At 59.8% G+C, this 22,106-nt stretch carries 17 protein-coding genes; 6 read left to right on the plus strand and 11 right to left on the minus strand.

Annotation, left to right across the window (positions count from 1 at the left end; genetic code table 11):
* Positions 1 to 3 precede the first annotated feature (3 nt).
* The gene (locus tag QD357_RS24795) at positions 4 to 687 is read left to right on the plus strand and encodes an ABC transporter ATP-binding protein (protein WP_107108116.1); all 684 of its coding nucleotides are present in this window, start codon (positions 4 to 6) and stop codon (positions 685 to 687) included.
* Positions 688 to 695: 8 nt separating this feature from the next.
* Here QD357_RS24795 and QD357_RS24800 read toward each other — a convergent pair whose 3' ends face one another.
* Both QD357_RS24800 and QD357_RS24805 read right to left on the minus strand, forming a co-directional pair.
* Entirely contained in the window at positions 696 to 1,163 is a 468-nt protein-coding gene (locus QD357_RS24800; protein ID WP_107107751.1) for a DUF5680 domain-containing protein, read from the minus strand.
* A gap of 82 nt (positions 1,164 to 1,245) precedes the next feature.
* The gene (locus QD357_RS24805) at positions 1,246 to 1,833 is read right to left on the minus strand and encodes a hypothetical protein (RefSeq protein WP_107107752.1); all 588 of its coding nucleotides are present in this window, start codon (positions 1,831 to 1,833) and stop codon (positions 1,246 to 1,248) included.
* Positions 1,834 to 2,190: 357 nt separating this feature from the next.
* Between QD357_RS24805 and dnaE the strand changes: the two genes are divergently transcribed.
* Complete coding sequence (dnaE, locus tag QD357_RS24810) at positions 2,191 to 5,688, plus strand: DNA polymerase III subunit alpha (protein ID WP_107108117.1); 3,498 nt, start codon at positions 2,191 to 2,193, stop codon at positions 5,686 to 5,688.
* Positions 5,689 to 5,785: 97 nt separating this feature from the next.
* Here the strand turns inward: dnaE and QD357_RS24815 are convergent, their stop codons facing one another.
* Positions 5,786 to 7,051, minus strand: coding sequence for a L,D-transpeptidase family protein (locus QD357_RS24815; protein ID WP_107107753.1), 1,266 nt, complete (start codon positions 7,049 to 7,051; stop codon positions 5,786 to 5,788).
* 199 nt (positions 7,052 to 7,250) lie between these two features.
* On the opposite strand from QD357_RS24815, the gene QD357_RS24820 reads away from it, so the two are divergent.
* The gene (locus QD357_RS24820) at positions 7,251 to 9,011 is read left to right on the plus strand and encodes a GNAT family N-acetyltransferase (protein ID WP_107107754.1); all 1,761 of its coding nucleotides are present in this window, start codon (positions 7,251 to 7,253) and stop codon (positions 9,009 to 9,011) included.
* On the opposite strand, the gene QD357_RS24825 is transcribed toward QD357_RS24820, so the two are convergent.
* Positions 8,981 to 10,270, minus strand: a complete 1,290-nt coding sequence (locus QD357_RS24825; protein ID WP_107108118.1) for a DNA polymerase IV — start codon at positions 10,268 to 10,270, stop codon at positions 8,981 to 8,983. The two genes, QD357_RS24820 and QD357_RS24825, sit on opposite strands and share 31 nt — an antisense overlap.
* Positions 10,271 to 10,349: 79 nt before the next feature.
* Between QD357_RS24825 and QD357_RS24830 the strand changes: the two genes are divergently transcribed.
* Positions 10,350 to 10,931, plus strand: coding sequence for a GNAT family N-acetyltransferase (locus QD357_RS24830; protein WP_107107755.1), 582 nt, complete (start codon positions 10,350 to 10,352; stop codon positions 10,929 to 10,931).
* A gap of 17 nt (positions 10,932 to 10,948) precedes the next feature.
* Here the strand turns inward: QD357_RS24830 and QD357_RS24835 are convergent, their stop codons facing one another.
* A complete protein-coding gene (locus QD357_RS24835; RefSeq protein ID WP_107107756.1) occupies positions 10,949 to 11,596 on the minus strand; it encodes a hypothetical protein in 648 nt (215 codons plus the stop codon).
* 2 nt (positions 11,597 to 11,598) lie between these two features.
* Positions 11,599 to 11,907, minus strand: a complete 309-nt coding sequence (locus QD357_RS24840) for a DUF3572 domain-containing protein (protein WP_107107757.1) — start codon at positions 11,905 to 11,907, stop codon at positions 11,599 to 11,601.
* A gap of 131 nt (positions 11,908 to 12,038) precedes the next feature.
* On the opposite strand from QD357_RS24840, the gene QD357_RS24845 reads away from it, so the two are divergent.
* Together QD357_RS24845 and QD357_RS24850 are read left to right on the plus strand one after the other, a co-directional pair.
* Complete coding sequence (locus QD357_RS24845; RefSeq protein WP_028754034.1) at positions 12,039 to 12,410, plus strand: response regulator; 372 nt, start codon at positions 12,039 to 12,041, stop codon at positions 12,408 to 12,410.
* 16 nt (positions 12,411 to 12,426) lie between these two features.
* Positions 12,427 to 13,800 carry a PleD family two-component system response regulator gene (locus QD357_RS24850; RefSeq protein ID WP_107107758.1) on the plus strand — a complete coding sequence of 458 codons (1,374 nt, stop codon included), beginning with the start codon at positions 12,427 to 12,429 and terminating at the stop codon, positions 13,798 to 13,800.
* An 810-nt stretch (positions 13,801 to 14,610) separates the two neighbouring features.
* Here the strand turns inward: QD357_RS24850 and rpmG are convergent.
* The 5 genes from rpmG to topA all read right to left on the minus strand — a co-directional run bounded on the left by rpmG (position 14,611) and on the right by topA (position 21,900).
* Positions 14,611 to 14,778 (minus strand): 50S ribosomal protein L33, encoded by a 168-nt coding sequence (rpmG, locus tag QD357_RS24855; RefSeq protein ID WP_003587245.1) that lies wholly within the window; start codon positions 14,776 to 14,778, stop codon positions 14,611 to 14,613.
* A 96-nt stretch (positions 14,779 to 14,874) separates the two neighbouring features.
* A complete protein-coding gene (locus tag QD357_RS24860) occupies positions 14,875 to 16,059 on the minus strand; it encodes an MFS transporter (RefSeq protein WP_414125238.1) in 1,185 nt (394 codons plus the stop codon).
* Positions 16,060 to 16,365: 306 nt separating this feature from the next.
* Entirely contained in the window at positions 16,366 to 16,821 is a 456-nt protein-coding gene (locus QD357_RS24865) for a DUF983 domain-containing protein (RefSeq protein WP_107107761.1), read from the minus strand.
* A gap of 31 nt (positions 16,822 to 16,852) precedes the next feature.
* A complete protein-coding gene (gene rnr, locus QD357_RS24870; RefSeq protein WP_107107762.1) occupies positions 16,853 to 19,231 on the minus strand; it encodes a ribonuclease R in 2,379 nt (792 codons plus the stop codon).
* On the minus strand, positions 19,228 to 21,900 hold the full coding sequence (gene topA / locus QD357_RS24875; RefSeq protein ID WP_414125239.1) for a type I DNA topoisomerase: 2,673 nt from the start codon (positions 21,898 to 21,900) through the stop codon (positions 19,228 to 19,230). The genes rnr and topA overlap by 4 nt, the downstream gene beginning before the upstream one ends.
* Positions 21,901 to 22,106: the final 206 nt, after the last annotated feature.

The following is a 22,106-nucleotide window of genomic DNA, read 5'->3' on the forward strand; positions in this document are numbered from 1 at the left end:
TTGATCAAACGCAACGTCGTTCTCCAGCTTACGGGCGTGGAGCGTCATTACGGGCAGGGCGAAACGCGGCTGTCGATCCTGAAGGGTGCCGATTTCGCCTTGACCAGCGGCGAGATCGTTGCGCTGGTTGCGCCGTCGGGAACGGGCAAGTCGACGCTTCTGCATGTCGCCGGCCTGCTCGAGCATCCTGATGGTGGCGAGGTGACGATCAACGGCCAGGCCTGCGAGGGTCTGTCCGATGAAAAGCGCACCGCCGTCCGTCGCAGCGAGATCGGCTTCGTCTATCAGTTCCACCATCTGCTGCCTGAGTTTTCCGCGCTGGAAAACATCATGATGCCGCAGTTGATTTCCGGCCTCTCCAAGAAAGAGGCGAGCGCTCGCGCTGCCCAGCTTCTCGACTATATGCGCATCGGTCACCGTGCCGAGCATCGCCCGGCCGAGCTTTCCGGCGGCGAGCAGCAGCGTGTCGCCATTGCCCGCGCCGTCGCCAACGCACCGCTGGTGCTTTTGGCAGACGAGCCGACCGGCAATCTCGATCCCGATACGGCGCATTATGTCTTCGACGCGCTTGAGGCGCTCGTGCGCCAGTCCGGGCTCGCAGCGCTGATCGCCACGCACAATCACGAGCTGGCGGCACGCATGGACCGTCGTGTGACTATCCAAGACGGCAAGGTCGTCGAATTCTGACGGTGTAATTACGGGACGATCAGCCCGCCGCGGTAATCCAGCTCATACGCCTTGCGCCCGTCCACCAGGATGACCTCATGGCCAATGAAATGATCGCAGCCACCGGTGCTGCGATCGACATAATGGCCAAATGAATGCGCGAATTCGTAACCGCCGAGAAAGCGTTTCTCATCCAGGTAGAGCCGCATCAGCGCCGCCTTGATGACCATCCCGGCAGCCGTGGCGTCGATCAGATCACGCTCGACGATCCGCCCGAAATAGTTCATCGCCCAGACCGGTTCGTCGTCGAGCCAGATCAGCTCCTGTCCGGCGAAATCCGTGCCGCCGAAATAACTGTCGAGATAGCGCCAGCGGCCACTGGCATAGCCGATATCATGCGAACCACTGCGGCAGGACGGCAGTCTCTCGCCATCGCCGACATAGGTTTCCGCCTTCGCGGCAACAATAAAATCGTTCAGCTCGGCAAGATCCGGCATGGTCCTCTCCATCCATGATGAGGGATCAAAATGCCACGCTTTTGATAACAAGTAAAGAACAAATAGTGAACAAATGGCGCTGCTATGGGTTTTGCCCACAACCCTTGTGGCCGATATCGTCGTTCCAGTCCTCGATCCTGATAGTCTTGGCTTCGGCCGTGAGCTCCCTGCCGCCCTTCGTCGCCTTGCCCGTCAGGACATTGTAGTCGCAGCTATAGCTCTCCTCGGCCTTGAGATTGTCTCGCAAATCATAGGTGTAGCCGGCAACGACGAAGGCATTGTTGCGGAAGGCGAGGGTGAGCGTCTGATGCCAGCGGTAGCGCCCGTACCCATCGTTCTGGGACATAACTGCGATCGAACCGTTCGGCATAGCCGCGATCGACGGTTCCTGGCCGAAGATACCGCCCGGCTCACCGCGGCCCCATACCTTGTCGGGTGCGGTCGTCACCAGCTTGAGCAGCTCATGTTCTTTGTCGCGGAGATAAATATAGATGCCGATCGTGGTCTCGTCGTCTTGCGGGGCCAACGCCAGCAATGCGAGGTCCGGCTTACCGTCCTTGTTCCAGTCGCCGACCGCTACGTCGATGATGCGGTCCGGCGTGATGGTATTTTCCGCATGAGCCGCTGATGTAACCGAAAGCAGAATGAGAGCGCAGGCAAGTGGTTTCATGGTGATCCCTTCCTTCGCGTTTTGATAGCTTAGGGTTGTGCTTCCGTCCATTGATACCCTTCAAAATACCGAGGATGAAAATTATTGATGCAGCTATTGACTCTCGAACATAAATAGAACAAATAAGAAACATAACGAGTAAGGAGCGCGTAAATGACCGATATCATTCGAGACGTTGCAGCATTCACCTCCATCGTCATGTTTGTCGCCAGCTTTTCCCTCATCGTGATGGCGATGTGAATCTTATCCCCACGGGTGTCGCGATGCGCCCGTGATTCATGAGGTCAACTTCTGGACTTTATCGTCCGCTATGCCGAGAATGCAGCCGATTCATTTGGGCATGCGGAAGGGCATATGATGGCGGATATGGTGAGCAGCGGCGCAACAGGTGCGCCGGTCGGAGATACGCCGGAATTCGTGCACCTTCGCGTCCATTCCGCCTATTCGCTGCTCGAAGGCGCGTTGCCGCTGAAGAAGATTCTCGCGAAGGCGGCCGGCGATAGCCAGCCGGCCATAGCGATCACCGATACGAACAACCTTTTCATCGCGTTGGAATTTTCCCAGAAGGCGATGGATGAGGGCCTGCAGCCGATCATCGGCTGCCAGGTGTCGATCGACATGGAAGATGGTGTCGAGGGCGAAAAGCGCGGGCCGCAACAGGCGCTTGCCAAGCTGCCGTCCATCGTGTTGCTCGCCGCCACCGAGCGTGGCTATGAGCGGCTGGTCGATCTTGTCAGCCGCGCCTATCTCGGCGGCGAAGGCAATCAGGCAGTCCATATTACCGCCTCCTGGCTGAAGGAGATCGGCACGGACGGCATGATCGCGCTTACCGGCTCGCTCGGCGGTCCGGTCGATATGGCGCTGAAGGAAGGCCACGCGCCGCAGGCGCTGTCGCGGCTGCTGACGTTGAAGAGCCTGTTCGGCGACCGCCTTTATGTCGAATTGCAGCGTCACGGCACCTACGATCGCCGCCACGAACAGAAGATGATCGCGCTCGCCTATGAGCATGAATTGCCGCTGGTCGCGACCAACGAGGCCTTCTTCCCGACGCGCGATGATTACGATGCCCATGATGCGCTCATGGCGGTCGCCCACAATGCCATCGTTTCGGACGATACCCGCTTTCGCCTGACGCCGGATCACTATTTGAAGAGCCGTGCCGATATGGCGAAGCTCTTCGCCAATCTGCCGGAAGCGTTGGAGAACACCGTCGAGATCGCACGGCGCTGCTCCTTTGTTCTGAAGACACGCAAGCCTATCCTGCCGCGCTTCACCGGGGCCACCGCCGATCCGGAGGAGGCTGAACGCGCCGAGGCGGCTGAATTGCGTGCCCAGGCGGTCGAAGGTCTCGACCGGCGTCTCGCCTCGCTCGGCATGGCGTCGGGCTATACGGAGAACGACTATCGCGAGCGGCTGGAATTCGAGCTCAGCGTCATCGAGCGCATGAAATTCCCCGGCTACTTCCTGATCGTCGCGGACTTCATCAAATGGGCCAAGCAGCATGACATTCCGGTCGGCCCAGGCCGCGGCTCGGGCGCAGGTTCGCTGGTCGCCTATGCGCTGACGATTACCGACGTCGATCCGCTGCGTTTCTCGCTGCTGTTCGAACGCTTCCTCAATCCGTCGCGCGTGTCGATGCCCGACTTCGATATCGATTTTTGCCAGGATCGCCGCGAAGAGGTGATCCGCTATGTTCAGGCCAAATATGGCCGCGAGCAGGTGGCGCAGATCATCACCTTCGGTTCTCTTCAGGCGCGCGCCGCCCTTCGCGACGTCGGCCGTGTGCTGGAAATGCCCTATGGCCAGGTCGACAAGATCTGCAAGCTGGTGCCGAACAACCCCGCCAATCCGACACCGCTCAGCAAGGCGATCGAGGAGGAGCCGCGTCTGCAGGAGGAGGCCGACAAGGAACCGGTCGTCGCCCGTCTGCTCGATATCGCCCAGAAGATCGAGGGCCTCTATCGCCATGCCTCGACGCACGCCGCTGGCATCGTGATCGGCGACCGGCCGCTGTCGAAGCTGGTGCCGATGTATCGCGACCCGCGCTCCGACATGCCGGTCACCCAGTTCAACATGAAATGGGTGGAGCAGGCCGGCCTGGTGAAGTTCGACTTCCTCGGCCTGAAGACGCTGACGGTTCTGAAGACAGCTGTCGATTTCGTCGCCAAGCGCGGTATCACGCTTGATCTCGCCAGCATTCCCCTCGACGATAAGACGACCTACGACATGCTCTCGCGCGGTGAGACGGTCGGCGTGTTCCAGGTGGAAAGTGCGGGCATGCGCAAGGCGCTGATCGGCATGCGCCCCGACTGCATCGAAGACATCATCGCGCTGGTGGCCCTCTATCGTCCGGGCCCGATGGAAAACATCCCGGTCTACAATGCTCGCAAACATGGCGAAGAAGAGATCGAATCGATCCATCCGACGATCGATTATCTCCTGAAGGAAACGCAGGGCGTTATCGTCTATCAGGAGCAGGTGATGCAGATCGCCCAGGTCCTCTCGGGCTATTCGCTCGGCGAAGCCGATCTTCTGCGCCGTGCCATGGGTAAGAAGATCAAGGCCGAGATGGATCAGCAGCGCGAACGCTTTGTCGACGGCGCCGTCAAGAATGGCGTATCGAAGGGCCAGGCGGACGTCATTTTCGACCTGCTCGCCAAGTTCGCGAACTACGGCTTCAACAAATCGCACGCCGCCGCCTACGCGATCGTCTCCTACCAGACCGCCTATATGAAGGCGCATTATCCGGTGGAGTTCCTTGCGGCCTCGATGACGCTCGATATGGCGAATACCGAAAAGGTCAACGATTTCCGCCAGGATGCCAAGCGTCTCGGCATCGAGGTCATCGCGCCGTCGGTCCAGACTTCGTTCCGCCATTTCGAGACGGGCGAGAACCGCATCTATTATGCGCTGGCCGCCATTAAAGGCGTCGGCGAATCCGCCGTCGACCACATTGTCGGGGTGCGCGGCGACCAGCCTTTTGCCGGCATTGAGGATTTCTGCCTGCGCATCGATCCGAAGCAGATCAATCGCCGTGTGCTGGAAAGCCTGATCTGCGCCGGCGCCTTCGATTGTTTCGACATCGATCGCGCCCAACTGATCGGCGGGCTGGACCGGGTCATGGGCTATGCGCAAGTTGCGCAGGAAAATAAGCGAAGCGGTCAGTCCGACATGTTCGGAAGCGCAGCCTCGGGACCTGAGAAGATCTCATTCCCGCCTTTCACCCCCTGGCTCGCCTCGGAGCGGCTGCTGCGCGAATTCCAGGTGCTGGGCTTCTACCTCACCGCCCATCCGCTCGACACCTACAAGACCGTGCTGAACAAGATGCGCGTGCAGACCTTCGCCGATTTCTCTGCGGCGGTGAAGCAGGGGGCGAGCAATGGCCGCTTGGCCGGCACGGTCATTTCCAAGCAGGAGCGCAAGACGCGCACCGGCAACAAGATGGGCATCTTCGTTTTCTCCGATGCCTCCGGTCAGTTCGAGGCCGTGCTGTTTTCGGAAGTGCTCAATCAATATCGCGACGTGCTGGAAGTCGGCAAATCCTTCGTCATCACCGCGCAGGCTGACGAGCGGCCGGAAGGCATCAGCCTGCGCCTGCAAACGGCGCAGTCGCTGGAGGAAAAGTCGCTGCAGATGCAAAAAGCGCTGCGGGTCTACGTCCGTGATTCCGGCCCGCTGAAAGCGGTCGCCGCGCACCTCAACGCCAAGGGCGACGGCCTGGTCTCCTTCATCGTCATCAAGGAGGAGGGCAAGCGCGAGGTCGAGGTGGCGCTGCCGGAGAAATACCGCATCACACCGGAAATCGCGGCCGCGCTGCGCACCGCGCCGGGCGTGATCGACGTCGAGCTGGTCTAAAGCTCGTCGCGATCTTTCAGATTCGCTCCCACGCTTTAGCTCCTTGTTTTTGCATATCGTTTTCGCAAAACCGCCGCACACTTTTGCGCGACATGCATTAGCCGTTTTTCCCAAGGGCGCCGCGGTTGGTGATGGTGATGAAATCAGTGCCGTCGCCGGTTTCCGGGCCGATGCCGGTGTCGGAAATTGTCAGCGAGGAACCTGCGGTCAGCAGGTCCTGGATCTTGCGCCTGGCGTCATCGGGTATGGTGATGCGGTCGAGCGCACGGTCGGCGGCGTCGAGTGATTCGGCTTGTTCCTCGCTGGTGATGCCGAACCGCTTTTTCGCATCCCTGGAAAGATCGTCCTCCAGCGTCACGCCGAACCAGTCCGCCTTGCCGTTCACTTTGTCGATCGTATGGGCGGTAAAGAAATGCGTGCCGAGGGCTTCCTGCGGCTCGGCGATGATGGCTGGCGCTTCAAATAGCGGTTTGAAATTCTGCCGAACCATGATTTCGCCGTTCGCCGGCTCGCCCTTGCCAGCGAGGATATAGACAGCCTTCATCAGCGCCGGGCTGACGAGGCCACCCGATGTCGTGATGTTATGGGCCTTCTTGAAATCCTCGATCGCCTGCACCGTCGCAGGTCCGAGCATGCCGTCCGGCGTGCCTGTCGCAAAGCCCATGCTGTTCAAGATGCCCTGTAGGTCGCGGACATTTTCCCGCAGGCCCCGACGGGTGATGAGGATGCCGAGCGGAGCCTGATCGGCTGATGGTGCTTGTATGGCCTTTGGCATGGGCAGGGAGGCGACATCGTTTGTGGCGACCTGCACCGATTGCGCCTGCGGCAGGAAGGCCGCCGTCGACGGGCGCAGTTCGATATCGGAGAACAGAGCAGCGGCGGGCGCGACTTCAGGCTGGAACAGCATGGCATGTTCGAAAGGTTGTGGCACCAGCGGCTGGTCGGCGATGACAACATGCACGCCGCGTTCCGTCATCTGATAGAGCATCTTGGCAAAGGCCTTGGGCATCCGCACGCAGCCATGCGAGGCGGGATAGTTCGGCACCGAATTGGATTCGTGCAGGGCGATGCCGGACCAGGTCAGCCGCTGCATGAAGGGCATCGGCGACGCCGAATAGAGGTTGGACTCGTGATAGACCTCTTTTTCCAGAATGGAAAAGATGCCGCTCGGCGTCGTATGGCCGCGCTTGCCTGTCGAAACCTTCGATGTCGCCACCACCTTGTCGCCGTCATAGACGGCAAGCGATTGCCGGTCCTTCGATACGACGATCTGCAATGTGCGGGCATCTTCCTGGCCGAAGGCAGGATGAACGAGAGCTGTGGCCGACAGCAGGCCAAGCCCGAAAAGGAAACGCGGCTTCATATACACATACCAAAACGCAATACTCGTATGGCCGGACGTTAGACTTCGAAGTTTAAGGAAGACTTGAAGACGAGCCGTCCACTTGAATTGCTCTTTTGCAGCTTCATCAGCAAAGGCCTGTCCGATAGGCGCAATTGCGACAGGAAGTATTTTATGTAAATCTTAAATTGTAGGATGCGGAGCCGGGCGGGCGTTCGACATGCATGTGGACGTGATCGAAAAGCTGGAAGATCTGCGGGGGCTGAAAGACAACTGGGATCGGATCTATGAGATCGACCCGGAAGCACATTGTTTTCTATCCTGGACCTGGATATCGAGCTGGTTTGCCTCTCGTTCCCTGGCCTGGCTCGTGCTGGCGGCAAGGGAAGATGAGGGCGGTGCCTATGTGGCCTTCCTTCCAATTCAGCTCGGTACGGGGCTCGATAGGGGCAACGGCTTCTACAATACCATCGTCCTGGGTGGCTCCTATTTCGCCCCTTATACGGGTATTCTCTGCGATCCGGCCCATGCCGGTGGTGCGGTCTCAGCCTTTGCCGATCACATTCGCACCCTTCATTGGTGCAGTCTGCATCTCGACGATATCGATCGATCGTCCACGCGCATCGAGTCCTTCCTCGACCGCTTTCCACCAGAGGACTTTGTCGGCGACAGGGTCAAGCGCCCGATACAGATATCGGATGCGGCCGAGAGGATCGATCCGGAGATCCACGTCCATGTGACGCTGCCTGCGGATTTCGATTCGTTCCTGCACGAGAAACTGCATTGGCGGGCGCGGCGCAATATCCGCCACTGCCTGCGAACGCTCGAGGACTCGGCGGCACTGCGGATGACGCATGCCGACACATCAACCATCGAAGAGAATCTTGCGACGCTGCTGAGCCTCTGGTCGAAGCAATGGGGATGTCGCAATCACGGCTATATGCGTTACATCCTTGACAATTCGCGGTCGGTTCTGCCGGATTGCTTTCGCAGCGGTGATCTTTTTCTGCCGGTTCTATGGCAGGACGGGGTAGCGATTGCCGCTTCCGCCGTTCTTCTCGATCGTCCCAGGAAGAGCCTGATCTGTTTCCTCAGCGCCCGTGATGTCTCGATCCGAGATCTGTCCCCGGGCTTGATGCTGCATGCCTATACGATCCGCTGGGCGATAGAGAACGGCTTTCGGATCTACGATCTCGGTGCCGGCGATTATCCGCACAAGTATATTTTCGGCTCCGTCAGCCGGCGCATCGAGCGCTACCGGATCAACACACGGACAGGGCGGAACCTTGGCGAGCGGCTCGACGAGCATTGCCTCCCCTTTGTGTTCGCCCGCATCAAGAACCTGTATTCCGCCGGTGATCTGAGCGATGCCGAAATCGGCTGCCGGCAGGTTCTTGCCATCGAGCCGGCACAAAGTGAGGCCCTGTCGCTCTACCGCGAAGTCGTGGCGTCGCGGACGCTCTGGCAGGCGATCTCGTCCGATGCTGCTGAGGATATCAGCTCGGACGACCAAGGAGTGATCGACCGCGCCGAGGCGGAGAAGCAATGTCGCGCTACCATCGCCGAAAACCCGGGAGATTTCGATGCTGTGCATCGGCTGAGTATACTTCTTTTGCTGCGCGGCGAGGCCAGGGAGGCGGAAGCCGAGATCGGACGGGCACTGGAGCTGCGTCCCGACTCCGCTGCAGCCCATTGCACATATGGCAATATCCTCGCCGCGGTCAGGGATTTCGAAGGCGCCGTCGTCCGCTACGAACGCGCCATCGCCTTGGAGCCAGCCCATGCGATTGCCTATAATAACAAGGGCAATGCGTTGCGCCGTTTGGGGCGCACGGAGGAAGCGCTGGCGAGCTATGAAAAGGCGATTGCGATCAGGCCGAACTACGAGCAAGCAATAGCCAATCGCACGGCACTTTTCGACGAAGAGACGGACATGCTGCCGGCCATAATTCAGCTCTCGCGCTTGCCGCCGAATGTGTAGCCGGTTTCGACCGTCTTGTTGCCGAATTTTTCCCTGAGCTTGTCCATCGCCGCTTCCGCTGCGGCGCGACGGGTCGCCTGTTCGTCGATCAGATCCGGCGGGTCGGCGCGGGCGGCGTCGCAGAGATCGGTAACGCCGATGCCGATCAGGCGGAATTTCGTACCGTCAGTCTCGTGTTCGAGCAATCGCAGGCCGGTCCGGAAAATGCGGTCGGCAAGCTGAGTCGGGTCTTCCAGACGACGGTTGCGAGTGCGGCTTTTGAAATCGGCCGATTTCAGCTTCAACACGACGGTCTGCCCGGCAATGCCGCTGCGCTTCAAGCGGCGCGACACTTTCTCCGAGAGATCGCGCAGGATCGGCACTAGATCGTCATGGCGGGAAATATCGTCGAAGAAGGTCGTCTCCGACGATACGCTCTTTGCCGCTTCGTTCGGATGCACCGTGCGATCGTCGATGCCGCGCGACAGGCGAAAGAGCCGCTGGCCGATGACGCCGTAGCGGCGCATCAGGTCGCCTTCTTCCATGGTCTGCAATTGGCCGATGGTGCGGATGCCGTCGCTTTCCAATGTCGCGGCAAAGGCCTTGCCGACGCCCCAGATGGTGGTCACCGGACGCGGCTCCAGAAACGACAGCGCCTCCTGCCGTCCGATGACGGAAAAGCCGCGCGGTTTCTGCAGGTCGGAAGCGACCTTGGCCAGGAATTTGCAATAGGAAAGGCCGACCGAAATGGTGATGCCGATTTCGCTTTCGATGCGCTTGGCGAATTTCGCCAGGATGCGGGCCGGCGGATCATGGTGCAGGCGCTGCGTGCCTTCGAGCTCCAGAAAGGCTTCGTCGATCGAAAGCGGCTGCACCAGCGGCGTCAGCTCCTGCATGAGCGCGCGCACTTCGCGGCCGACGCGGACATATTTCTCCATATTCGGGCGGATGACGATTGCTTGCGGGCAAGCCTCCAGCGCCTTGAACATCGGCATGGCCGACCGGACCCCATGAATGCGGGCGATATAGCAGGCTGTGGAGACGACGCCGCGCTTGCCGCCGCCCACGATGACCGGCTTGTCGGCCAGCTCCGGATTGTCGCGCTTTTCGATCGAGGCATAGAAGGCGTCGCAATCGATATGGGCCAACGTCAGGCCATAGAGTTCGCGATGATAGACGAGGCGTGGACTGCCGCAGGCCCGGCAACGCGTGCGCTCAGCCGATTGCTCGCTCAGGCAATCGCGGCAGAAACCGGAAACTTTGTCGGGCGCGCTGGTCATGAAAATAGAACAAAAATTGAACATCGCCACCTTATGTTTTAAGCTCGTGAGTCTCAAGACGGAAAAGAGCGGGGAGGAGATGTTGGAGGAGTTGAAAGCGGTGCCTTTGACGGCGGAACGCTGGGGCGATTTCGAAACGCTCTTCGGGCCAAGCGGTGCCTGTTATGGCTGCTGGTGCACCCATTTCCGCGTCCCGACATCCGACCGCAAAACGATGGATGGCGGAGCGAAGAAAGAATTCATGCAAGCCCGCGTCGCCGCTGGCCCGCCGCCCGGCCTTCTCGGCTATATCGGTGCGCGCCCGGTTGCCTGGACGCAGGTAGGACCGCGATCGGAACTGCCGCAATGGAATTCGCCGAAAACCGTATCGCGGCCGCTCGATCCGGACGATGCCGAAGACAGCTCGGTCTGGGCCGTTAGTTGCTTCTTCATGAATTCGCGCGACCGCGGCAAGGGGTATAGCCATCGGATGCTGTCGGAGGCGGTGAATTTCGCCAAGGCTTCCGGTGCACGCATTCTCGAGGGTTGTCCGATTGAACGGACGAAACAATCGAAATCCGTCGGCCTCTATGTCGGCTCGCTCAACATATTCGAGGCGGCAGGATTTTCCGAGGTCGCCAAACGAAAGGACGGGCGCCCTTTGATGCGCCTTGTTCTCTGATGCCGGGGCGGGCGAGCTTAGCGGGCAATATGGGCGCGGATCAATGGCGCCACCTCTGCCCAATCGTTCGCCTGGGGAATATCGGCCGCCACAGCCGGCGCCATGCTATGGACGATCGAATCCGGCCTCAGGTTGATCAGAAGGCAGCTTGCGACATGCTCGCGGACCGAATGCAGATTGTGCGCCATATCGTCGACGAAGGCGACGGGCAGGGTGCGCTTGCCATGCAATGCCTGCACAATCGGCCCCTTCGGCTGCAGCGAGGCGAGCAGCGGATAGGCAAGGCCCAGCCTGTCGAGAAGACGGCGGCGCTGCGCCCAGAACTGCGGCGGCATGGCGGTGAGAAAGACGATGTCGGCATCCCTGGAGAAGCCGTCGAGGGTATCGATGACGCGATCCAAGGGCGTCTGCCACTGCTCCTGCGCTTCGAAAAAGGCGTCGATCAGGCGATGGACCTCTTTTTCCTCCAGCGCCGCGCCACCCCTCTTCGAAATGATATTGCCGGTCAGCCGGAAGGACCGCGGCAGGAATTCATGGCCTTCACCGTCAAGAAAGATCAGGAAAGGCGCAAAGAAATGCAGCACGACATCATCGACATCGCAGACGATCAGCGGCCGGTCTCCAAGGCGGACATGCGATGTATCAAATTCGATCGGGGCATCCATCGTCAATATTCCCCCGAGGAAAGGCCGGGCGGCGAGAAATGTGCCGAGGCGGCAGCAACMGTTTCCGGCGCGATGCCGCTTGCCTGGCAGAATGCGAGCAATGTCGGCTCGTGGTTCATCAGAAAATCCAGCATGCCTGCCAGGAAAGCGGGTTCGTTKATGGCGTTGCGCACCTGTGCCGGTTCGACACCGGTCAGCGCCAGGAAGCGGCCGAACATATCAGGCTCATTGGCCAGCCAGCCAAGTACGGCGATCGCGGTTTCCTGCGGATCGGCGGCCGCCACCTTCGAGTTCTTGAAGTTACTTTGCATTTTGAGGGGTAAGTTACCTATTTTTCAACCAAATGCCGCTAGCGTCGGATTCAAGTATTTCTGGAATCGATTTCTCGCGACGTTATATTTTCATAGAATGGATGCAATACCGGATGCAGGGACAGCTCTCCATGCCTAAGCAGGTGATGATTGTAGAAGACAACGAGCTCAATATGAAGCTCTTTCGCGATCTTATCGAGGCGTCCGGCTACACCACGATCCAGACCCGGAACGGCATGGAAGCGCTTGATCTCGCTCGCAAACATCGCCCGGACCTGATCCTCATGGACATCCAGCTTCCGGAAGTTTCGGGGCTCGAGGTGACGAAGTGGCTGAAGGAGGATGACGATCTGCACGTCATTCCGGTGATCGCGGTCACCGCCTTCGCGATGAAGGGCGACGAGGAACGAATCCGTCAAGGCGGCTGCGAAGCCTATGTCTCCAAGCCGATCTCGGTCCCGAAATTCATCGAGACCATCAAGACTTATCTGGGCGACGCCTGAGCGCGGGGAAAGACTAATGACCGCGCGTATCCTGGTGGTTGACGACGTACCCGCAAACGTAAAGTTGCTCGAAGCACGGCTGCTGGCCGAATATTTCGACGTGCTGACGGCGGAGGACGGCTTGAGAGCGCTCGCCATCTGCGAAAGCACCCAGGTCGACCTCGTCCTGCTCGACATCATGATGCCCGGCATGGACGGTTTCGAAGTCTGCGAGCGGCTGAAGTCCGATCCGCGTACTTCGCATATTCCCGTGGTCATGGTCACCGCGTTGGATCAGCCGGCCGATCGCGTGCGCGGCCTGAAGGCCGGCGCCGACGATTTCCTGACCAAGCCGGTCAACGACTTGCAGCTCATTTCGCGGGTCAAAAGCCTGCTGCGCCTGAAGACGCTCAGCGATGAGCTGCGCATGCGCAACGAGACGGCGCGCAACTTCGGCATCGACGATCTCCTGCGCTTCGGTGAAGGCCGCGCCGACGAGAGCGGCCATGTGTTGCTGGTCGATGGCCGCGCCAATTCGCAGGAGCGCATCATCCGCGCCCTGAAGCCGATCGCCGAGGTGACGGTGACGTCCGATCCGCAGGCGGCCCTGTTCGAGGCTGCCGAAAAGCCGTTCGAGCTTGTCGTCGTCAATTCGAATTTCGATGACTACGACCCGCTCAGGCTTTGCTCGCAGCTCCGCTCACTGGAGCGCACTCGGTTCCTGCCGGTGCTGCTGGTGACGGAGCAGGGGGCTGACGAAATGATCGTCCGGGCGCTCGATCTCGGCATCAACGACTATATTATCCGCCCGCTCGATCCGAACGAGCTGGTTGCCCGCTGCCTGACGCAGATCCGTCGCAAGCGCTACAACGATCGTCTGCGTGCCAGCGTGCAGCACACGATCGAGCTTGCCGTGACCGATGCACTCACCGGGCTCAACAACAGGCGCTATCTCGACAATCATCTGAAGATCCTCTTCAACCGTTCGCTGACGCGCGGACGGCCGCTTTCGGTCCTGATTACCGATATCGACCGCTTCAAGCAGGTGAACGACACCTATGGCCATGACGCCGGCGATGAGGTGCTGAAGGAGTTTGCCGCCCGTATTCGCTCCACCGTGCGCGGCGCCGATCTGGCCTGCCGCTATGGCGGCGAGGAATTCGTCGTGGTCATGCCAGATACGCCGCCTGATGTTTCGGCCGCCGTTGCCGAGCGCCTGCGCGCTGCCGTCGAGACCATGCCCTTCACGCTGCGCGAGGCAGGGATTGCGCTGAATGTCACCGCCTCGTTCGGCATTTCGTCGCGTTTGGAGACAGTCGAAACACCCGAGCAGTTGATGAAGCAGGCCGATCGCGCCCTTTACGAAGCTAAACACGGTGGCCGCAACCGGGTTGTCGCGGCGGCGGCTTGATCAAAATGATGCTGTCGAGGCCCATTAATATTCATGGGCTTTTGCAAGTTTTGAACAGTGATTACAAATTTGTAATCTTTGTTCCCGGACCAGGCATGCCGATTTCCACAGGAGAATAGGCTCTATATTTGCCACAGTAAGCTCACAGAAAATACTTGTTATATTTGATAGAAAATCGATGTATAGCGTGTATTTGTTGTGATAATTTTGCCATGTATAAAGTTGAAATGGCGAAAAACTGTGAGTATTCCATGAATAACATGACTGTCATCATGGTATGAAAAGGCGCCTAAATATCTGTAGTCAAACTTTGCTATGCATACGATCATTACCTCTTTATTTTTGAGATCTACTCGCTTTCAGATTGTCGTTTTTTCAAGCCAACAAGACTGAATGACAGCAGGAATTTTAACCATTCGGGCAGACGAGAACTTTTTATCATTAAGAATTTGTTGATTTTCTTTCGATTTCGCGCAAATTTAGTCTCGTACAAGGACAGGCCCGCAAGGGCGTGGCAATACCCCATGATGCTCAGGTCCGCCGCATCTCCTGGGTCGTGGGGTCGGTCGGCTGGCAAGCAATTTTAAGCGGTTCCTCGTGCCGTTTTGCAGGCTAGCCGACCCCCAATTCGAAACGCCGCCTTCCAAAGGAAGTGCGGCGTTTTTCTTTGTTAATATCAGAAAGTTGAGTTTTAGCTTTTTCTGTTTTTCCGGCGCCTTGATGAGGTTTTGCACAGAAAAAGAAAGCCGCCAAAAGAAAAAGGCGCTAACCTTATGGTTGCGCCCTTTTGTAATCAGAAGTTTAGGAAACTTACTTGATCTTCGTTTCCTTGAATTCGACGTGCTTTTTAGCAATCGGGTCGTACTTCGTCTTCGTCATCTTATCCGTCATCGTACGGCTGTTCTTCGTCGTGACGTAGAAGAAACCGGTGTCGGCCGTCGACAGCAGCTTGATCTTGATGGTGGTAGCCTTGGCCATGGTCGTCCTGCCTTTAAGAAAAATGAAAGCCGTGGACGGCCAGTGCGGAGGTCCACGGCAAATTCTGGCGCGAAACTACAAATCGCGCCCGAAAAGTCAACCCCTGCTGCCCATGAAAAGCAGCCGTATCGCCGAAAGCAGGACATATAGTCCAAAGAAAAAGGCGATTGCCCAGGCAAAACCGCTGGGATTGACCAAATCCATGGCGGTTCCGATCGTCGGTGGACCGAGAACCATCCCGACGGCATAACAGAAAACAAAGGCGGCATTGGCGGCGACAAGGTCCGCGCCCGTCAGCCGCGTTCCGAGATGGCTGAGGCCGACCGTGTACATGCCGGAGACGCAGCCGCCCCAKAACAACAGGATGACCGCCAGAAGTATCCAATTCCAGGCCAGAGAGGGCAATAGGAGCGCTCCGACCAGCCCGATGGCGGCCATGATCGACAGCAGCGGCCGCTTGTCGCGCAGGCGGTCGGCAAGCAGCCCCAGGGGGATCTGGAAGACGAAGTTGCCGACGCCCATCACGGTCAGCAGCAATGCCGCCTGTGATTCGTTGAAACCAAGCCGGGTCGCATAGCTGGTGAACAACGACCCGCCGCCGACGGTCACGGCGCCGAATACGAAAACGGCGGCGGTCGCCGTGGGCACCAGGAAGACATAGCGGATGAAGTGCAGCTCCGGCTTTTCGTCGACGATGGGGCTTTCGTTGCGGGCAATGAAGATCGGGATTGTCGCCGCCAGAATGATGCAAGCGCCGATGATGAAGGGCATCAGCCCTTCGCTGCCGACCAGCGAGAAAAGCAGGGGACCGGCCGCGAAGCCGAGCGAGAAGACAGTGGAGTAGAGGCCGAGTACGAAACCGCGCTTGGAGGGCGGGGAGGCGGCGTTGATCCAGAATTCCGACAGGATGAAGAGGGTAGTGGTGGACCCGTGGAAGATCAGGCGCAGCGGAAACCAGAGCAGCAGGCTTTCCGCATAATAGAAGCCGAGCGAGCTCAGCGCGGAGAGCACGACGGCCCAGATCATCGTCTGCACCACACCGAATCGGTGGGCGAGCTTCGTGGTGATCAGCGCCGCTATCATCGCGGCGATCCCCATCATTGCCGTGTTGAGCCCGATCAGGCTCGAGGGAATGCCGCGTTTTTCGAGGATGATGCTGAGAAGCGGAAGGCCGAGGCCGATGGCGATGCCGACAGCGGAAACGGACGAAATGGCGGCGACGAGCGAAGGCCAATGAATTTCTTCGACATGGCCGGCCTTGCCGTTCGTCGGTTCAAACATGAATTGATCCTTAGAGCATGTGGCGAACGAATCGTTCGCAACGCGGAAGATAGAAAGGCACGGCTCGGCCAAATCCAGGTGACGGGTCGGCTTTCATGGGATCGATCATGTCCTCCACAATGCTCCTTTCGACGCCCGGCATGTTCAGACAAGAAATGCCGCCGATGTCAAGCCATTGGAGATCAAGCAATTCCCGCGAATCATGAATATATGGCGGATCGATACTGGTTCCATCCGAAGGGAGTAAGGGCGCACGCTCGCTCCTGCCGGCCGGCAAGGCTGGTGATCTCAGCTCGAGCCTTTGGATCACGACCGGCCGTTTCCCCGATCCCATTCTTCGGGACTGTCGTCATGGCCGCCGAAGCCATGCATCCGCAGCGCCCATTGCAGGCCGATGACACCGCCTTTGATCGGCTGGATTGCTGTGAGGGCAGTGATCACCGTAATCGGCGCCCAGATGGCAAGATGCGCCCAGATCGGCAAATGAAAGGCCATATCCGTCATCATGTAGCCGCCGACCACGACGTGGCCGAGCAGGAGGACCACCAGATAGGGCGGCAGGTCGTCGGCACGCTGATGGAACAGCTCCTCGTCGCAGACGGCGCAACGGTCGACTGGTTTCAAGAAGGCCCTGAAGAGCTTTCCCGTGCCGCAGCGCGGACAGCGGTTCAGCAAACCGCGGGCGATCGAGCGTCCGAGCGGACGTTCAGCCTCGTCGGGGCCGCCAAAGCGGATGATGGGATCGGACGGGCTGCTCGTCATGGTACTTTCCTTCCTGCCGGCAGCCACCGTTTTATCGGCGTCCGCGCGGCGGTCTCGTTCCAGGCGCTTTGCGCGCCGGGGTCTTGTTGCGCCGCGTCGCCTTGTGGAAGGAACGCACCGCCGTGGGCATGGCGCGGCCGTCGCTCAGCATTTCGAAGCGCAGGGCGCCGGCAAGCGGGATCGCTTCCGCAAGACGCACCGTGACGCTGTCACCGAGGCGAAAGCCTAGCCCTGTCTTTTCACCTGTCAGCGCCTGATGGGCCTCGTCATAGATGAAATAGTCGGAGCCGAGCGTTGATATAGGGATGAAGCCGTCAGCGCCATAGTCGGGCAGGGTGACAAAAAGTCCCGATTTGGTGACACCGCCAACGCGCGCCTCGAATTCCTCGCCGACGCGGCCGGCAAGATGATGCGCGATCAGCCGGTCGACGGTCTCGCGTTCGGCAGCCATGGCACGGCGCTCGAATGTGGAAATTTCGGCGGCGATATCGTCGAGCGTTGCTTCCTCGTCTGGCGTGATGCCGCCTTCGCCGAAGCCGAGCGAGCCGACGAGGGCGCGATGCACGATCAAATCCGCATAGCGGCGGATCGGCGAGGTGAAATGCGCGTATTTCATCAGGTTCAGGCCGAAATGACCGATATTGTCGGGGCTGTAGATCGCCTGGCTCTGCGAGCGCAGCACCATCTCGTTGACCATGGTTTGATGCGCCGTGCCATCAGCCTTCGCCAGGATGCCGTTGAAGCTGTTGGCGCGGACATTGCCGCCCTTGGCGAGAGAGATGCCGAGCGTTGCGAGGAATTCGCGCAGCACTTCCTGCTTGGCAAGCGTCGGGCCGTCATGGATGCGATAGATCAGCACCTGCCGCTTCTTTTCCAGCGTTTCGGCGGCGGCGACATTCGCCTGGATCATCATTTCTTCGATGAGCTTGTGGGCATCGAGACGCGCCGGCACGAAGACCCGGTCGACCGTGCCATCCGGCTTCAGCAGGATCTTGCGTTCGGGCATGTCGAGCTCGAGCGGCTGGCGCCGGTCGCGGCCGCGCCTCATGACCTCATAGGCATGCCAGAGCGGCTTCAGGATCGGCTCCAGCATCGGTCCGGTCTTGTCGTCCGGCTTGCCGTCGATTGCCGCCTGCGCCTGTTGATAGGAGAGCTTGGCGGCACTCTTCATCATGATGCGATGGAAGGTATGGCCAGCCTTGCGACCTTCTTTGGAAAAAATCATTCGCACGGCAAGGGCAGGGCGGTCGACACCTTCCTTGAGAGAGCAGAGATCGTTGGAGATGCGCTCGGGCAGCATCGGCACGACGCGATCCGGGAAGTAGACCGAATTGCCGCGCTTCAGCGCCTCGCGATCCAGCGCTGAGCCCGGGCGCACATACCAGGAGACATCGGCGATGGCGACGGTGACGATCACACCACCCGGATTGTCAGGCGAGGGATCCAGTTCGGCATAGACCGCATCGTCATGGTCCTTGGCGTCGGCCGGATCGATGGTGATCAGCGGCAGGCTGCGCCAATCCTCGCGATGCGACATGGTGGCGGCCTTGGCGGCGTCAGCCTCGGCGATCGTGGCCGCCGGAAAGACATGCGGGATGCCATGCGCATGGATGGCGATCATCGAGATCGCCTTTTCGGAAGCGACGGAGCCGACGACCGACAGCACCTTGGCGCGCGGCAGGCCGAAACGGCCGAGGCGAGCCACTTCGACTTCGACCAGATCGCCGTCCTTGGCGTCGCCGGTATAGTCCGGATCGATGACCATTTCCTCGCCGCGCCGCTCGATCGGCATCAGCCGTCCGCCGCCGCCCGGCGTCTCGCGAAAGACGCCCATGGTCGCGGCCAGACGCTTGTCGATGACCCTGATGATGCGCGCGGTATAGGCCGGGCCGCCGCGATCGACCGCCGGAAAGATCTTGGCGAGGATGCGATCGCCCATGCCGGCAACCGGAGCCTTGCCCTTGCCGTTGCGACCGGCAGGGGAAGAGGACTGCTTAATCATTACGGCCGGCGCCACGCCGTTTTCCTCCGGCCATTCGGTCGGACGGCCGATCAATCCGCCATCCTTGTCGCGCGTGGTAATGTCGAGGACGGCGATCGGCGGCAATGCTCCGGGGCGGATKAGCGATTTGCGGCTTTTCTGCACCATGCCGTCTTCTTCAAGCTCGCGCAGGAGGTTTTTGAGCTCGACACGGCTCTCGCCCTTCAACCCGAAGGCCTTGGCAAGCTCGCGCTTGGAAGCCTGCTGCGGGTGATCGGCGATGAAGCGCAGGAGGACTTCGCGCGGCGGCAATACACCGTGCACGATCGCCATCATCGGTTCCTGGTCGCCGCTGTTTTTCGCCGCACGCCCGGCCTTGCCGGGGCGTCGCTCCGACGATGAAATCCTGCCGCGCGGTTCTCTGCTCACTCTGCGCTCTTCTTTTTGGTTGCCGTCTTGGTCGCAGGCTTCTTTGTAGCAGCTTTTGGCTTGGCGGTCGTCTTCGTCGCCTTGGCGCCTGCGGCCGCAGCCTTCGCCTTGGCAGGCGTCTTCTTCGGCGCGCTGCCGCTCTTGCCGGCCTTTGCTGCGATCAGAGCCAGAGCTTCCTCGACCGTAATTGCCTGCGGGTMAGTCCCCTTCGGCAGCGTGGCGTTGACCTTGCCCCAATTGACATAGGGACCATATTTGCCATCGCGAACGGTGATTGCACCGCCGTCCGGATGCTGCCCGAGATCCTTCAGCGCCGCTGGCGTACCGCCGCGTGCCCCACCGCCGCCAGCCTTGCTCTGCTTTTCAGCGAGAACGGTGACGGCACGGTTAAGACCGACGGTGAAAACATCCTCGACCGTCTCGAGATTGGCATAGCTGCCGTCATGCAGCAGGAACGGCCCGTAGCGGCCGATGCCGGACGAGATCATCTTGCCGCTTTCCGGATGCTTGCCGATATCACGTGGAAGCGAAATCAGCGCCATGGCCTTTTCATAGTCGATATCTTCGGGCTTCCAGCCCTTCGGCAGCGACGCACGCTTGGCTTCCTTGCCGTCGCCGCGCTGGATATAAGGTCCAAAGCGGCCGGAGCGCAGCGTCAGCTCTTCGCCGGTTACCGGATCGGCGCCGAGCGCCTTCGGTTCGCTCAGCCCGCTGGCTTCGGCCTCCGTGCCGCCTTCCGAGGAAAGCTGGCGCGTGTAGTTGCATTCCGGATAGTTCGAGCAGCCGATGAAGGCGCCGTATTTGCCGAGCTTCAGCGACAGGTTGCCTGTGCCGCAGACCTGGCAGATACGCGGATCGCTGCCGTCTTCGCGCTTCGGGAAGACCAGCGGTGCGAGCGCCTCGTTCAGCGCGTCGAGCACATTGGTGACGCGCAGCTCCTTCGTATCCTCGATCTGGGCGAAAAAATCGCGCCAGAAGTCGCGCAACACGTCCTTCCAGTTCAATTCGCCGGCGGAGATGCGATCAAGCTTCTCTTCGAGATCGGCGGTGAAGTCGTATTCGACGTATTTCGTGAAGAAGCTTTCGAGGAAAGCGGTGACGAGCCGGCCCTTGGCCTGCGGCACCAGCTTGCGCTTGTCGATCGTCACATAGTCGCGGTMGCGCAGCGTCGCCAGCGTCGCCGCATAGGTCGACGGGCGGCCGATGCCGAGTTCTTCCATCTTCTTGATCAGCGATGCTTCCGAATAGCGCGGCGGCGGCTCGGTGAAGTGCTGGGTCGAATTGATCTTCTGCTTGGCGAGATTTTCGCGCGCATTGATCTCCGGCAGGCGGCCATCCTCGTCGTCGGCATCGTCGCTCTGCTCGCCGTCTTCCTTCTGGTCGGTGTAGGCAGCGATAAAGCCGTCGAAGCGGATGACCGAACCGACAGCGCGCAAGCCTGCCTTCTGGCCGGCATTGTCAGCCAGGATCTCGACGGTGGTTCGCTCGATCTCAGCCGACGCCATCTGGCTGGCGATGCCGCGCTTCCAGATGAGGTCATAAAGCCTGATCTGATCGGCATCGAGGAATTTGCGGACGCGATCCGGCGAGCGATCGAAATCGGTCGGACGGATCGCCTCGTGCGCTTCTTGAGCGTTCTTGGCCTTGGTTGAATAAAAGCGTGCTTTTTCCGGCAGGTAGCGATTGCCGAACTGATCGGCGATGGAGTGCCGCGCTGCATCGATCGCTTCCGGCGCCATCTGCACGCCGTCCGTACGCATATAGGTGATGAGGCCGACAGTCTCGCCGCCGATATCGACACCTTCATAGAGCTTCTGCGCGATCTGCATCGTGCGGGATGCCGAGAAGCCGAGCTTGGAGGAGGCGGCTTGCTGCAGGGTGGACGTGGTGAAGGGCGGGCTCGGATTACGCTTGACCGGCTTTGCCTCGACCGTGTCGACAACGTAAGCCGCGCCTTCCAGCAGCGTCTTCAGTTTACCGGCTTCTTCGCCATTGCCGATCGAACGCGGCTGCAGGCGCTTGCCGTTGGCGGCGACCAGCCGCGCTTCGAATTCGTCACCGCGCGGTGTCTTCAGGATCGCCGAGAGGTTCCAGTATTCTTCGGAGACGAAACGTTCGATCTCCGACTCGCGGTCGCAGACGAGGCGCAAGGCCACCKACTGCACGCGGCCGGCCGAACGGGCACCGGGCAGCTTGCGCCAGAGCACAGGCGACAGGTTGAAGCCGACGAGATAGTCGAGGGCGCGGCGGGCAAGATAGGCGTCGACCAGCGGCACGTCGATATCGCGCGGCTCGGCCATCGCGTCGAGCACGGCCTTCTTGGTGATGGCGTTGAAGACGACGCGCTTTACGGGCTTGCCGTTGATGACGCGCTTCTTGTTCAAGAGGTCGAGCACGTGCCAGGAAATCGCTTCGCCTTCGCGATCCGGGTCGGTCGCGAGAATCAGGCCGTCGGAGGATTTCACTGCGTCGGCAATGTCCTTGATGCGCTTTTGCGAAGCGCCGTCGACTTCCCAGAGCATTTCAAAGTCTTGATCCGGCAGAACCGAACCGTCCTTGGCAGGCAGGTCACGCACATGGCCGAAGGAAGCAAGAACCTTATATCCGGGTCCCAGATACTTATTGATTGTCTTGGCCTTGGCAGGCGATTCCACCACTACAACGTTCATCACATATCTCTGAATACGAGGTCGCGCCGGAAAACGGCGCGGGAGAGACGGGGTATTTTAGTTTCCCCGGCCTTCCGACATGGACAGGGAATTCGTCGCGGTCAAGAGGTGAAGTTGATTTTTGCAATCAGCGCGGCGATGCGATCCTGCAAGATGACATCTATGTTACAATCGCTGATAAACGCCTTCGAACGCTCTTGGCGGGG

Source organism: Rhizobium sp. BR 317 (assembly GCF_047445835.1).
Classification (GTDB): domain Bacteria; phylum Pseudomonadota; class Alphaproteobacteria; order Rhizobiales; family Rhizobiaceae; genus Rhizobium; species Rhizobium paranaense.